Genomic DNA, 14,013 nt, shown 5'->3' on the forward strand with positions numbered 1-14,013 from the left:
CTTAATCACCTATAAATTCTCTTAAAAGAGACTCACTGCTAACTAATTTATCATCATCTATTGATACAACATATTTTAAAGTTTCCAAAACGTTCCTAGCTTCGCTATAATATTCAGAGTCTTCTTCAATTGTCTCTAGCATTGGAACGATATGTTTTTTTAATACTGCTGACTCATAAGGTAGAGACGAGCTTATTAAAGCATCTGCCTTTTCTTGGAATGGAAAAATATATTTTTCTTCAGCCTTGCCAATATTGTCCCACATTTTAAAGGTTTCTTCTATACTGTAACCTCTAAAGTTGTGGTCTCTAACACTTCTACGAATTAGTCTTCCATCAGTTGTTGAAACTCTATTATGGGAGTCTAAGTTAACTTGGTTCAAAGCGGAAATATAAACCTTGTACTTATTTTTTTCTGGAATTAATTTTGATATTAGAGGATTAAGGGCGTGAATCCCTTCAATCATAATAATTGTATGGCCATCAGGAACAATTTCTTCATCCTTGTACATGCCCAGGCCAGTTAGGAAATCAAATTCTCTTTTATAAATTTTTTCTTGGTTTAAAAGCCTGTACATATCCTTATTAAAAAGATCGAGATCAACTGCATAAGGTGACTCAAAGTCAAATTCTCCATTTTTATCTAAGGGAGTTTTTTCCCTATCGACAAAGTAGTCGTCCATAGAAATCATTATTGTTGAATAGCCAAGAGCTTCTAAATAAATTTTTAGCTTGCCAGTAAAAGTAGTTTTGCCAGATGAAGTAGGTCCAGAAATCAACACCATTTTTATGTCCTTGTCGTTGTGTATTTTACTTGCAATATCCATTATTTTTTTTGTGAAAATTGCATCTGAGATTTGCATTATCTTTTTTGCTTGGCCAGATAAAATCTTTTCATTTATATCTGCAAGTTTATTTAGCCCTAAAAGTTTATAATGGTCAGTTGAATCTTGGAAGACTTTTGCAAGTTTTGGCATCTCCTTGTAGTTAGAAGCATCGAAATTGTTTTTAATATTAGGAGAAATTAGTAGTAGTCCAGGATAATAGTTCATTAACTTGTAGCTAGAAATATAGCCAGTTGTTGGAGCTAAAATTGAATAATTAATGTCTATTAATTCTTGACACTGACAAATTCCAACATCAATGTCTTCTTCAATTGTAGATAAAAGTCTTATTATCTCTGGATTTTTGTCTTTAAAAATTTCAATAGCTTCATTTTTAGAAACAGTGTAAGTCTTAATTTCATAGTTAGCTGCAATAATGTCATCCATTTCTTTTTTTATTTTTTCAATTTCTTCTATTCTAAGTCCTTGTCTATTTGCAAAGTCAATATAAAGACCTGCCCCTATATAGTGATTTAGGTCTGCCTCTATTTGAGGATACAGACGATTTAAAGCCATAGCAAAAACTAAACTCAAAGTTTTTGTATAGGTTCTATTTCCCCATTTGTAAGAAATATCTAAAAATTCAACTTCCTTGTCTTTTTCTATCTTTTCTCGCAAGTCTACAATTTTATTTCCAACTTTGCAAATAGGATAGTCTTTGTAATTGTCTATCTTATTTTTGGCATAGTCAAAATAGCTTATATCAGCAGTTTTAATATCTTCAGCAAAAATTTTAATTTTCTTCATCTATTTCTCCTTTAATAATTCTATTTAAAATCTCAGTGTTTTCTATTTCTATAATCTTTCCATTTAAGTAGGAAAAGTCACCTTCAAAACCATTGAAAACTAACTTATAACAATGAAGTAGTTGGTTTTTAAGTCCATACTTGTCTTTGAAATACTTGTTGATTCTAGCTAATCCATACTTTCTATCTCCAACTAATGGCATTTTTAAATAAGCTAGATGGGCCCTAATTTGATGTGTTCTACCAGTTATTAAATCTATTTCTAGAAGACTATATCTCTCTCCTGTCTTTAAGGACTTGTAACCAGTTACAACCTCTTTACTATTTTCAGTTTTATTTTTAGATATTCTAACTTGGTTGTCCTTGTCTGCTAGTTTTTCAAAGTAAGCTTTTTCGATCTTTTCTCCATCAACTTTTCCGACTACAATAGTTTTATAAAATTTATCTAAGCTATTTTCCCTTTGAACCCTATTTAATTCTTGTAAGGCGGCGTAGGTTTTAGCTCCAATAATTAAGCCAGATGTATTTCTATCTAGTCTATTTGCTAGAGCTGGACTAAAGGTAGAAGATCTTTTAGGCTGGTAGTCTCCTTTTTTTATTAAATAAGAAGTCATTCCATCAACTAAATTGTCTTCTCTATAATTCTTTTTAGCGGCGTGAGAAAGAAGTCCTGCTTCCTTGTTCATAACTATAATATTTTCATCTTCATAGACTACATTTATTTTTACATTTGATTTAGGAATCTTTTCTTTGGTCTTAAATTTTTCTATAGTTTCATCAGAAAAGTATATTTTTATTAGGTCATTCTCTTTTAAAATATATTTTTCATTTACCTTTTTATCGTTAACTACTATATTCTTTTTTCTAAGTTGCTTGTACAAAAAAGACAGTGAGGCATTTCCTAAAAGTTTTCTAAGATACCTGTCTATCCTCTGACCTTTTTGGTCTTCATTAATTATTATTTCTTTCATTTTCCATCCTTTAGTCCATAATTATTTCTTGTAATTGTTTTAGGCTAAAAATATAAACTCCAACATTTGTTATTATTAGCTGGCTAAGACTTATTGAAATAAAAGAGATAAAAAAATTTAAGCCAGAAGTATAATACAAGGCCAGTCCAACAAAAAGGCCGGATATTAAAGAAAAAATCGCCGCATTTATATGTTTGTTTTTTACATATTTAGAAATAGCATAAGTTATTGCTGCACAGGAAATTCCAACTCCAATATCGATTATGCCAAGAGGCGAAAAAATATTTGCAAGGCCTGCTGCCAATATAAAAGTTCCAACGTACTTTCTATTACAAAATGGAATTACCGACATGGCCTCTCCTATTCTAAATTGGATCATCCCAAAACCAATTGGGTTTATGTTTATTAAAATAAAATATATGCCTATTAAAATCGCTTTTTTTGTTAAATCTTTTATCTCCATTAACTTCTCCTTTTATCTGTCACTTTTATAATACCACAAAGATTTTTTCTATAAGTACAAACTTCTCTTTTAAAATTTTATATGAAAATTAAAAAATTTTAGTGTAATTATAGTCTTTCTTTTTACTTTAAGATAAAATGTGATAAAATACTTATTGTATTAATTATAATGTAACTTTTAAGAAAATTCACTTTAATTTGAAAGGATAAAAATGAAAAATATATTTAATAAGTTCCTAGACGTCCTTAGCTATCTATTTTCAAAGTTGTCTTATGTAATAATTATAGCAGTTTTAGGATTGTTTGTTTTTTCAAAACTAAATAATCTTTTTGATGTTGGAATAATTGATAACGAAAATTTCATAAGCAAAAAACTTAATTTAAATAGCGAAGAAGAAGTTGTAGATCTAAGTCCTGCAAAAATTATCTACAAGGGTGGCAGGCCAAGCGAAGAACAAATCCAAGCTGAAGAAGAATTTTTGAAATCGAAGGGATCAATAGTTTCTTTTGAAATTAAAGCCAACCAAAGTGTAGACGAAGTTTGTGATAGTATTCTAGCTGCAGGTCTTATAAATGACCCTACTTCTTTTAAAATGATGTTAGAATCAACTAAGTTAATTGATAAAATCGAGCCTGGAACCTATGAAGTCCCATCAGATATTCGAAATAGAGATTTGATTTCTGAAATTACTCACACTGAAACAGTTAACGAAAGTATTTCCTCGAAGAATGTTGAAAAAGAAGAAACAATCGACTTGGTTACTTTTGAAATAAAAGAAGAAGATGGACCTATTGAAGTGTCTAATACATTAAAAGAAGCTGGCCTAATCCAAGATACCACAACTTTTATAAATCTCTTAGAAGATGCAAATCTTTTAGATGAAATAAAACCTGGCAAATATAGGCTACCAAGAAATATTAAAAATATAGACTTAATAGAGTCAATAACACTAAATGAACAATAAAAAAACTTCTGCTTAAGACTTTCTTAGGCAGAAGTTTTTCTTTATCATTATCTTTTTTCCTTTAATAATTTATCTTTTAATGTCCAAAGATCTAAACTCAAGTCTACATAATATTCGTGAGGATATTCTAATCTCTTTTGTTCTTCCCAAAGTCTAGCAACTGCTTTTTCAGATTTTTCTTTTATCTGATTAAGGCTTGGAAGTTTGTAGACTAGTTTTCCGTCCTTATAAATTCTCTTTAACATTTTTACTGCCTGATAGTCGGTAAGAGTTCTTCTCTTCCAAGTAAAGTTTGGATGAAATATTTCAACAGAATCTGTATCTTCATATTTTTCATCGTGCAGACATACTAAATCAGCCAGTGGAGCATCATCTTTATTTGAATAAAACCTATAGACTTGTTTAAAGCCAGGAGTTGTAATTTTTTCTACATTTTCGCTAATTTTAATTTTTGGAATGATTTCTTCATTTTTTTCAACAGCTACAAGTTTGTATACTCCACCAAAAACTGGATCGCTTTTTGCAGTTATTAGTCTTTCACCTACACCAAAGGAATCGATTTGGGCTCCTTGGTCTAAGAGAGACTTAATTATTTTTTCATCTAAGGAATTTGAAACCATAATTTTTACATCTTCATAGCCATGGGCATCAAGGGTCTTTCTAATTTGCTTGCTTAAGTAGGCAATGTCCCCACTGTCAATTCTAACACCTGTTGGCCTGTGACCACTTGGAACAACAACTTCATCAAAAACTTTAATGGCATTAGGCAGGCCTTCTTTTAAAACGTCATAGGTGTCAATAAGAAGATTGCAATTTTCTGGATAAGTTTCTGCATAGGCCTTAAAGGCTTCATATTCGCTATCAAAAAACTGTACCCAGGAGTGGGCCATTGTTCCCAAGGCTGGAATATCAAACATCTTTCCTGCCAAGGTATTGGAAGTTCCAATAGCTCCTCCAATATAAGATGCCCTAGCTCCATAAAGAGAAGCAGAATAACCTTGGGCTCTTCTTGAGCCAAATTCTGAAACTGCCCTACCTTCAGCAGCATTTACAATTCTTCTTGTTTTTGTAGCTATTAGAGACTGGTGGTTAATAGTAAGTAAGATCAAAGTCTCCATTAGTTGAACTTGAATAATCGGACCTCTTATAATCATTAAAGGTTCGTTAGGATAAACAGTTTCCCCTTCTTCAAAGGACCAAATGTCGCATTTAAATTCAAAGTTTTTTAGATAGTCTAAATATTCTTCAGAAAGATTGTGATTTTCTCTTAAATAAGAAATCTCATCTTCATCAAAAGATAGGTTTTCAATATAGTTTACGACATTTTCTAGACCAGCAAAAACTGCATAACCTCCATCGTCTGGAATTTTTCTAAAGTAGACATCAAAATAAACTATTGTATCTTCATGGCCCGTTTGTAAAAATCCATTGCCCATAGATAGTTCATAGAAGTCAGTTAATAAATTAAGTTTGTTTAAATCTTTCATTTTCACTCTCCTCATTTTATAAATAGATTATACAACACATTATAAAAAATAACAGCCTCAATAAAGAGGCTGCTAAAGTCAAATAGAAAAATTTTTCTATAATTATTTTAATACTATATGAGTTTCTTTTTTTAATAAGTAAATCATCCATGGATTATTACTTAAAATCCACATGGCTATAAGTTTTTAACTTCATCAATTGTCAAAGTATCTCCTAAAATTACATTTCCAATTTTTTTATACGATTCAGTGTCACCTGAAGTAAAAAATTCCACCTTGCCCTTATCTTTTTCAGAAGTTAACATTCCCTCTTTTGCAAGCTCTCCTTTAATTATCTCAGCACATTTTTTCGCTGGATCAATAATTTTTATATCCTTACCCTTTTCCTTATAATAGTCAACTACAAAGTCTTGCAAAACTGGGAAATGAGTACAAGATAACATAACTCCGTCAGGATCAATAGTAGCTTGGTCTAAGTAAGAGTAGACAATTTTTCTTCCTTCTTCACTTTTCCCTAAACCATTTTCTACAGCTAAAACCATTTTTGGAGCGCCAATGCCTTCAACTTCAATAGAAGGTTTGCCTGCCTTTAATAATTTTTGTATAAGTCCTGACCTTATAGTCGCCTCAGTTGCAAGCACTAAAACCTTTTCCAGATCATTTTCTAAAGCAGCCATTACTCCTGGCTCAATAACACCTACAACAGGAATGTCAGTGGACTTTGAAATTTTTTCTAACGAATAAACAGTAGCAGTATTGCATGCTATAACAAAAGCTTTTAAACCCAAATTCTCTAATTTTTTAAAAGCAGAATATGAAAGGCTTTCGATTTCTTCCCCTGGTCTAGTCCCATAGGGAACGTTTTTCGTATCTCCAAAAATATAAAAGTCTTCAGCAGGCATTGCCTTGTACAATTCTTTTAAAACAGTAAGTCCTCCTAAACCACTGTCAAAAACTCCAATTTTTTTATTCATACTTACCCTCCTTTTTCTTACACTCCTTATTATAACAAATAAAAGCAAGTTTACTTAAGAAAAATGAAAATTTTCCTAAAACTTTTTCGCCTTATTGAAAGAAAAAAAATAAAGTGATAATATTGTAAATATAAATACTTAGGAGGTTTAAATGAAACATCAAGAAATAACAGTTATAGACTTTGGTGGTCAACACTGCCAGCTAGTAGCTAGACGAATAAGAGATCTTAATGTATATTGTCAAGTTATTCCCTATAAAAAAGCCCTTGACCATATAAAAGAAAATAAGCCCCTTGGCATAATTTTAATTGGCCAAGCAGGCAAAGATTTAACTGACAAGCATAAATTAGTAATAGAAGAATTAAGAAAAACAAAACTTCCAATACTTGCAATAAACTATGCAATTGAAGAAATAATAAAAAATAACGGCGGCAAAATTGAAAGTTGCCAAGACCTTAATGACCTTGTAGAAATTGAAAACACAAGTAAACACAACTTGTTAGCAGATATTAACAGCCCTTCTAAGGTTTGGACTTCATTTTTTATAAAATCATCTGACCTTGGACCAGGTTACGAAATAATCCAACAAACAAAAGACGGAGATTTTGTCTCAGCACTAAACGAAGAAAAATCACTTTACCTAGTCCAATACCATCCAGAACTATCAACAAGTGAAAATGGTACAGAGCTAATTAAAAACTTCCTTTATAATATTTGCAAGTGCCAAGGAGACTGGACAGTAAAAAACTTTAAAGAAGCCCAAATCCAAAAAATTAAAGACCAAGTTGGAGATAAAAAAGTTCTCCTTGCCCTATCAGGTGGAGTTGACTCATCAGTTTGTGCAGCCTTAATTTCCAAAGCCATAGGCAAAAACCTAACCTGTGTCTTTGTTGATACTGGACTAATGAGAAAAAATGAAGGCGACGAAGTTGAAGGATTTTTTAAAGATCAAGACCTAAACTTCATTAGACTAGATGCAGAAGAAAGATTTTTAGGAAAACTAAAAGGTGTCACAGATCCAGAAAAGAAGAGAAAAATAATTGGCGAAGAATTTATAAGAGTCTTTGAAGAAGTTGGAAGACAAGTTGGTTCAGTAGACTACCTTGCCCAAGGAACAATTTATCCTGACATAATAGAATCAGGCAAAGAAGACGACCAAGTAATTAAATCTCACCACAATGTAGGTGGTCTACCAGATGTAATTGACTTTAAAGACCTAGTAGAGCCATTAAAAGATTTATTCAAAGACGAAGTCAGAAGACTGGGAGAAGAGTTAGAGATGCCTGACTACTTAGTCCACAGACAACCCTTCCCTGGCCCAGGACTAGCAGTAAGAGTAATGGGAGAAATTACTAAAGAAAGATTAGATATTCTAAGAGAAGCTGACTATATCTTTAGAGAAGAAATTGCCCTAGCAGGCCTTGATAGAGAAATCAGCCAGTACTTTGCAATAATAACAAATATCCAAACAGTAGGAGTAAAAAACGATCAAAGAACCTACGACTACACCCTAGCCCTAAGAGCAGTAAAAACCAACGACTTTATGGTTGCTGACTGGGTAAAAATTCCATTTGAAGTTTTAGAAAAAGTTTCAACTAGAATTACTAGCGAAGTCAACCATATAAACAGAGTTGTCTACGACATAAGCTCAAAACCACCAGCAACAATTGAATGGGAATAGTAGCAAAATTTTCTAAAATGGCTTAATTACAAGCTATATAGAGAATGAAAAATGGCTGCTGGTACTCAAATGGTACTGGAAGTAAAAAAGAATAAACTAAATAATAGTTCCAAGTGGTTTACATTTGGGCAAAATAAGACCGTAGTTTAAAAACTGCGGTCTTTTTGCGTTCATTTTATTATTCTTTTTCTCTAGAGAAGGGTCAAATTAACGTAATTTAATTTAATTAAAATTTTTAAAGCTAAATGTATATTGCAATAGGTATTACCATAATAACTGGTGCACTTATTACAGTTTTAATTCCGCCCTCACCAACGAATTGATCTAAAGATGGATCAGAAAAAAATTCTTGAAATTCTTTCATTTTATCTAATTGGAGCTTAGAAAAAACTGTATTTCTAAGTAGGCTTATCTCCCCATCATCCATACAAACTTTAATAACCTTTCCTAATATTTTATAGTTTCCATCGGTAACTTCACTCATATTATTATTTAAAAAGTAATTTTCATCTGTTGGAAGGATTATATTAATTTTATCTGCTTCACAAATTATATCTTTTTTTCCATCTGCTTGAAGCCCTTTAATTAAACCATCTATTTGGGAGTTTAGCCTTTTATCTGTCAACACATTTCCTTTTCTGTTTTTATTATTTTTAGGATTGTTATCAGTAAATAAGTTTGCTAAAGTTATAATTTCTTTGAATCCAGATAACATATCAATAACTGGATTGTTTTTCAGAGTTCCTTGAACTTCAACAAAATCTCCAATATTTAAGTTATTAATGTCACGATTAATAAACTTTGCATTCTCCAATTGTTCTTTTAGTTGCTGGAACAAAGAAACTGGAGTGTGGGTTCTTTCTTCAATAATAGTTTCACCATCATTTGACGTACCTTTATGATTTCCACGAACTCCTATATTCAAAAACGCGAATAGATTGTTAGTGCCTATATTTGATTCTATATCATTTACTTGATTTTTATTTTTTGAAGTTTGAACATTTTTAACATCTGCAAAGCCATCCTCAATTGTAGCTAACATATCAAAAACTATTTTAGTATTAAGATAGATTGGTATTGTAAGCTTATTCTTTTCTATTTTATTCACTACTTTAAATCGCCTTTCCTATAAATTGTATGGTTTTCATGTTATTTATCTTATATTCTAGATTTATTATTTTTATTTTAAAAATCTTGATTTTTTAGGATAAGATAACTTCCAATCTTCAAATTCTTCGTCTGTTATTTCATCGTTGTAATGCTTTTTTCTCATTTCATTCCATTCTATTAGAAAATTATTAAAGTCTACATCATTTGATAATAGTCCTGTGACTTCTCCATCGTCTGCTAATGGTCTAAACTTCATATCTTTTTCATAATCAAATATTATATGCATTATTTCAAAAATAGAATTAGGTTCATGATCGATCAATGCTGATATATCACAACCAAGTGCTTCAGATATTTTTTGTAATTGTTCTTTACTTGGAGATCTATTTCCAAGTTCGTAATTTCTTATAGCAGCATCTGTCAATCCAGACTTAATGGCAAGTTCTTTTTGAGTTAAGTTTCTCATAAGTCTTAACTTTTTTAATTTTTCTCCAGAAATCAAACTAACTCCTCCTTATTTCATAATAACTATAAATATTTTATCACAAGACGAACAAAAGCTCAACAAAACTGTTCTGTTACAAATATCTGCAAGCATCTGAATATTTTAGAAAAAAATAAATAGAAAAAACTTGACAGAACAAATATGAACTGTTATTATATATACATACCGTTCGATAATGAACGGAAAATGTAAGATATAAAAATTAATGCTCGCCTTTTTTGAGGATGTAGAACCTTACAAACTATAAAAGGAGGACATTATGAAAGGTATTTTTATGAATGCAAAAGATGTGCAAGAATTTCTTGATGTAAGTAGGACAACTGCATATCAAATAATAAATGATATGAATCAAGATCTACTTAAATTAGGCTATCGTGTGCAAAGAGGAAAGGTAAATAGAGAATACTTTATGGAAAAGTATTGCTATAAACCAACAAATACAAAGGAGGTTTAGAGTGCCAGCATTTAGAGATGAAAGTGGGAACAAGACTTGGTTTTGTAAATTTAATTACACCAACTGGAAAGGAGAAAAATTAACTAAGAAAAAACGTGGATTTTCAACGAAAAAAGAAGCTTTAAAATGGGAACAAGAATTTTTAAATCAACATTCTGAATCGATTGAGATGAGCTTTAGGGAGTTTTTTGAACTTTATAAGAGAGATAGAAAACCAAGAATAAGAGAAAATACTTGGAGGACAAAAGAAGCAATTGTAAATCAAAAAATACTTCCTTATCTAGGTGATCTAATGCTTAATGAGATAAGTAATGTAACCATAATTCAATGGCAAAATGAGCTTATGAAGATTAAGGATAAGAATGGGAAAAACTACTCTCCTACTTATTTGAGAACTATTCATGCCCAGTTATCTAGTATCTTAAATCATGCCTGTAGGTACTACAATTTAAAAACTAATGTTGCTCGTGATGTTGGTTCTATGGGAGAAAAAGAAGCTGACGAAATGCTCTTTTGGACACAAGATGAATATGAAAGATTTATAGAAGCTATTAAAGATAAACCTGAATCATTCTATGCCTTTGAACTGTTATATTGGTGTGGTCTTAGGATGGGAGAATTATTAGCCTTAACAAAAGAGAAATTTGATTTTGAAAGGCATACATTAAAAATTGATGAATCTTTACAAAGGATTAATGGGAAAAATGTAATAACTGCTCCTAAAACTAAAAAAAGCATAAGGACAATAGTTATGCCTGAATTTCTAACTTATGAGATCAAAGAATATATAGATAGCTTTTATAAGTTAAAACCAAAAGACTTAATATTTAATTTCTCTAAGAGCTACCTACACCATGAAATGGATAGGGGATCTAAGAAAGCTCAAGTAAAACGAATTAGAATACATGATTTAAGGCATTCTCACGTTTCACTCTTAATTGAACTTGGATTTTCTGCAACTGCAATAGCTGATAGGGTTGGACACGAATCCATTGACATCACCTATAGATATGCTCATCTTTTCCCTAGCAAGCAAAAAGAAATGGCTTTGTCTTTAACACAAGTAAGACATAATAAGGCAAATGACTGGAAAGATTTATTAGAAGAGGACGATAAAGATGTTTAGAAGACATTCACTAGATGATATTTCTAAAAAAACGAAAAATAAAGAGAAAAATAGAAAGAGAAATCGCATTTTAAATTTCAGGGTTTCTGAAGAAGAATATGATTTAATAAACAAAAAGATTGAAATAAGCGGACTTAAAAAGCAAGATTATTTTATTCAAATGTTATTAAATCACGAAGTTAAGTTGGTAAGTGATTACAGACTTTCTGATAATATAGCCAAAGAAATATTTCAACTAGCAAAAGTTATTAAAAAGTTTGGAAAACTAGATGACGATGAAGCTGATATTTTAATCTATGTTTTAGAAATATATGAAGAAATCAAAAAAGAAAAAAGCCCCTACTACAAAGAGTAAAGGCATACACTCCTGTGAGAAGTGTTCTCTAGACAAGTTCATTTTACCACAGGAGTCTTATTTATACCAGACAGGAGGATAAAATGAAAAATAAATATAAAAATTTGAAGAGATTAGTTACTTGTAAAAAGAAAAGGAGTAAGCCTTATGACAGATATTAAATTAAAATTCCCAGAAATAGATCAGACTTACGCTTTTTTAGACTTGCAAACTACAGATAAAGGGACGGTTAGACAAATTACTGGGAATATTGTAACTGCTATTTTAAATCCAAAATATTGCCAAAACCAAAAAATAATTGATGGACAAATATTCTTTGATAAATTTACCAATGAAATAAAATTCCAGGGGAAAATTATCGGAGAAAGAAATATAAAGGAAAATCAAATACGACTTTGGGATGATTCTTTGAACAATAGATTAGGCTTAGAGATAGAAAAACATTTTGGAATTAATTATAATGCCAATAAAATGTGGGAAGCTATTCGTTTTGTATCTCACCAATATGAAGTGAGTCCGCCAAAGCAGTATCTTCAAAATCTAAAATGGAATGGAGATAAGAATGCCATTAGAAAACTTTTACCAAAGTATTTAGGAGCAGATGATACAGAGCTTAACAATTGGATAATGGAACATATGATATTGGGCATGATAAAAAGAATTTTTAATCCAGGATCTAAGTTTGATGAGATGATTGTTTTAGTTGGTGGGCAAGGTATAGGCAAATCGACTTTTGCAAGATATTTGTCCATAACAGATGATTGGTTTTGTACAATAGAAAACATTCAAGGTAAGGATGCTGTCATGAACCTTATGGGTAAAACTGTTGTTGAAATTGAAGAATTTGTTGCTTTAAGAAATGCAAAATCGGCTAATGAAGCTAAATCTTTTTTATCCAAACTAAGTGATAGAATAAGAATACCTTACGAAAAATATGCAACAGATGTGCCAAGAACTTGTATCTTCATAGGTACATTAAACGAAAGAACTTTTCTTAATGACCATACTGGAGAAAGAAGATATTTACCTGTTGAATGTAACCCGAATAAAAGAATAAGGACTATATATCCTGATAAAAATAATAAAGAAAAAATCTCAGACAAAGAATATATATCTAGCATAAGAGAAGATTTTAATCAGGCACTGGCCTTGGGATATGAAATTTTTAAAAACAAGACTCACTCATGGACTATACCAAAAAATCTTCTAAAAGACTTGTATAAGGAGCAAGAAAAATTCAAATATCTAAACCCAGATGTGGAAGATATTAGATATTTCTTAGAAGAATATAAGCCCAAAAGTGCAGATCCTAATATAACTTGTTTCAAAGAACTAACCATGCAAGGCTACCAAATAAAATCAAAATCTTTTTCAGAGATTATGGATAATTATTTCCAAGAATGGATTCCAGTTAGGTCATCAAAGACCAAGAGAATATCACCAAGTGGAGTCTCAATCCCAGTAAAACTATATTATGAAAAGAAAACAGAAAATGAAACTGACTTTATAGAAGTTGATAAGAATTTGTTGCCAGAAGAATGGCAAAAAGAAAATCAATTAAAAATAGATACAGCAAATCAAGTGAAAGATATAAATGTAACTTTGTAACTTGTAACCCACCGTTATAAATCTTCTTAAATTAGGATTACATTAATTAATGGCTTGATAATAAGGGGTTGAAACAGACTCTTAAAACAAGCTTGCCTAATTTTGGAAGTTTTTATTTTATAAGTTACAGTTACACTTATTAATTTCTATTTGAAAAATTATGGAAAATCAAATTAAAGACTTGTTAATAATAGCAAGCACAGTAAGTGAGTACTCACTTACGAAAAAATCAAAAAATCAATAGCTTTTAAGGCTATATAATTTTATGATTTTTACCTTGTTAGGGAGAACCCTAAGACCCCAAAAGATATGAGCAAAGGAGAAAATTATGGATAATAGAACAAGAAAAAATCAACTTAAAATATATTTAACAGATGAAGAAAAAGAAATTTTTGAAAAGAAAATGAAACTTGCAAATTGTAAAACAATGTCCCATTTTCTTAGAAAATGTGTATTAGAAAAAGAGATATATGTTGTAGATTTAGAACCATTTAGAAACCTACAATGGCTACTTTCAAATGCAACAAATAATATAAACCAAATTGCAAAAGCTACTAATACAACTGGAATTATTTACAAAAATGAAATCGAATCAATGAATAAACAGATAGAAAAATTATCAAAAGAAATATGGCAGATCCATTCCTTACTTCTTAATAAGTCAAAAGGAAATTATGGTGATTAGT

14 protein-coding genes are annotated in these 14,013 nt (G+C 30.6%); 7 read left to right on the top strand and 7 right to left on the bottom strand.

Annotated elements, in window-relative coordinates:
• Window position 1: 1 nt before the first annotated feature.
• Genes BN2667_RS04635 through BN2667_RS04645 form a run of 3 tightly spaced genes read right to left on the bottom strand, consistent with a single transcriptional unit; the run spans window position 2 to window position 3,063 of the window.
• On the bottom strand, window positions 2-1,630 hold the full coding sequence (locus tag BN2667_RS04635) for a nucleoside kinase (RefSeq protein ID WP_054252183.1): 1,629 nt from the start codon (window positions 1,628-1,630) through the stop codon (window positions 2-4).
• Window positions 1,617-2,600 (bottom strand): RluA family pseudouridine synthase, encoded by a 984-nt coding sequence (locus BN2667_RS04640; protein WP_054252184.1) that lies wholly within the window; start codon window positions 2,598-2,600, stop codon window positions 1,617-1,619. The genes BN2667_RS04635 and BN2667_RS04640 overlap by 14 nt, the downstream gene beginning before the upstream one ends.
• Window positions 2,601-2,610: 10 nt before the next feature.
• Entirely contained in the window at window positions 2,611-3,063 is a 453-nt protein-coding gene (locus tag BN2667_RS04645; protein WP_054252185.1) for a QueT transporter family protein, read from the bottom strand.
• Window positions 3,064-3,274: 211 nt separating this feature from the next.
• On the opposite strand from BN2667_RS04645, the gene BN2667_RS04650 reads away from it, so the two are divergent.
• Window positions 3,275-4,027 carry an MltG/YceG/YrrL family protein gene (locus BN2667_RS04650; protein WP_054252186.1) on the top strand — a complete coding sequence of 251 codons (753 nt, stop codon included), beginning with the start codon at window positions 3,275-3,277 and terminating at the stop codon, window positions 4,025-4,027.
• A 47-nt stretch (window positions 4,028-4,074) separates the two neighbouring features.
• On the opposite strand, the gene BN2667_RS04655 is transcribed toward BN2667_RS04650, so the two are convergent.
• Together BN2667_RS04655 and murI are read right to left on the bottom strand one after the other, a co-directional pair.
• Entirely contained in the window at window positions 4,075-5,514 is a 1,440-nt protein-coding gene (locus BN2667_RS04655; RefSeq protein WP_054252187.1) for a nicotinate phosphoribosyltransferase, read from the bottom strand.
• Between the two features lie 176 nt (window positions 5,515-5,690).
• Complete coding sequence (gene murI, locus BN2667_RS04660) at window positions 5,691-6,488, bottom strand: glutamate racemase (RefSeq protein WP_054252188.1); 798 nt, start codon at window positions 6,486-6,488, stop codon at window positions 5,691-5,693.
• A 151-nt stretch (window positions 6,489-6,639) separates the two neighbouring features.
• On the opposite strand from murI, the gene guaA reads away from it, so the two are divergent.
• Window positions 6,640-8,169, top strand: a complete 1,530-nt coding sequence (gene guaA, locus BN2667_RS04665; protein WP_054252189.1) for a glutamine-hydrolyzing GMP synthase — start codon at window positions 6,640-6,642, stop codon at window positions 8,167-8,169.
• A gap of 241 nt (window positions 8,170-8,410) precedes the next feature.
• On the opposite strand, the gene BN2667_RS04670 is transcribed toward guaA, so the two are convergent.
• Together BN2667_RS04670 and BN2667_RS04675 are read right to left on the bottom strand one after the other, a co-directional pair.
• Window positions 8,411-9,277 carry a DUF6414 family protein gene (locus tag BN2667_RS04670; protein WP_054252190.1) on the bottom strand — a complete coding sequence of 289 codons (867 nt, stop codon included), beginning with the start codon at window positions 9,275-9,277 and terminating at the stop codon, window positions 8,411-8,413.
• A gap of 72 nt (window positions 9,278-9,349) precedes the next feature.
• Complete coding sequence (locus BN2667_RS04675) at window positions 9,350-9,781, bottom strand: helix-turn-helix domain-containing protein (protein WP_054252191.1); 432 nt, start codon at window positions 9,779-9,781, stop codon at window positions 9,350-9,352.
• 262 nt (window positions 9,782-10,043) lie between these two features.
• Here BN2667_RS04675 and BN2667_RS04680 point away from each other — a divergent pair, with 262 nt between their 5' ends.
• From BN2667_RS04680 to BN2667_RS04700, 5 genes are all read left to right on the top strand, one after another.
• On the top strand, window positions 10,044-10,238 hold the full coding sequence (locus tag BN2667_RS04680) for a hypothetical protein (protein ID WP_004835545.1): 195 nt from the start codon (window positions 10,044-10,046) through the stop codon (window positions 10,236-10,238).
• A 1-nt stretch (window position 10,239) separates the two neighbouring features.
• Window positions 10,240-11,364 carry a site-specific integrase gene (locus BN2667_RS04685; protein ID WP_054252192.1) on the top strand — a complete coding sequence of 375 codons (1,125 nt, stop codon included), beginning with the start codon at window positions 10,240-10,242 and terminating at the stop codon, window positions 11,362-11,364.
• Complete coding sequence (locus BN2667_RS04690; protein ID WP_054252193.1) at window positions 11,357-11,719, top strand: plasmid mobilization protein; 363 nt, start codon at window positions 11,357-11,359, stop codon at window positions 11,717-11,719. The genes BN2667_RS04685 and BN2667_RS04690 overlap by 8 nt, the downstream gene beginning before the upstream one ends.
• Window positions 11,720-11,866: 147 nt before the next feature.
• Entirely contained in the window at window positions 11,867-13,327 is a 1,461-nt protein-coding gene (locus BN2667_RS04695; protein ID WP_054252194.1) for a VapE domain-containing protein, read from the top strand.
• Between the two features lie 328 nt (window positions 13,328-13,655).
• Complete coding sequence (locus BN2667_RS04700; RefSeq protein WP_054252195.1) at window positions 13,656-14,012, top strand: plasmid mobilization protein; 357 nt, start codon at window positions 13,656-13,658, stop codon at window positions 14,010-14,012.
• Window position 14,013 lies beyond the last annotated feature (1 nt).

This window comes from Neofamilia massiliensis (assembly GCF_001299475.1).
GTDB classification, from domain to species: Bacteria; Bacillota; Clostridia; order Tissierellales; family Peptoniphilaceae; genus Neofamilia; species Neofamilia massiliensis.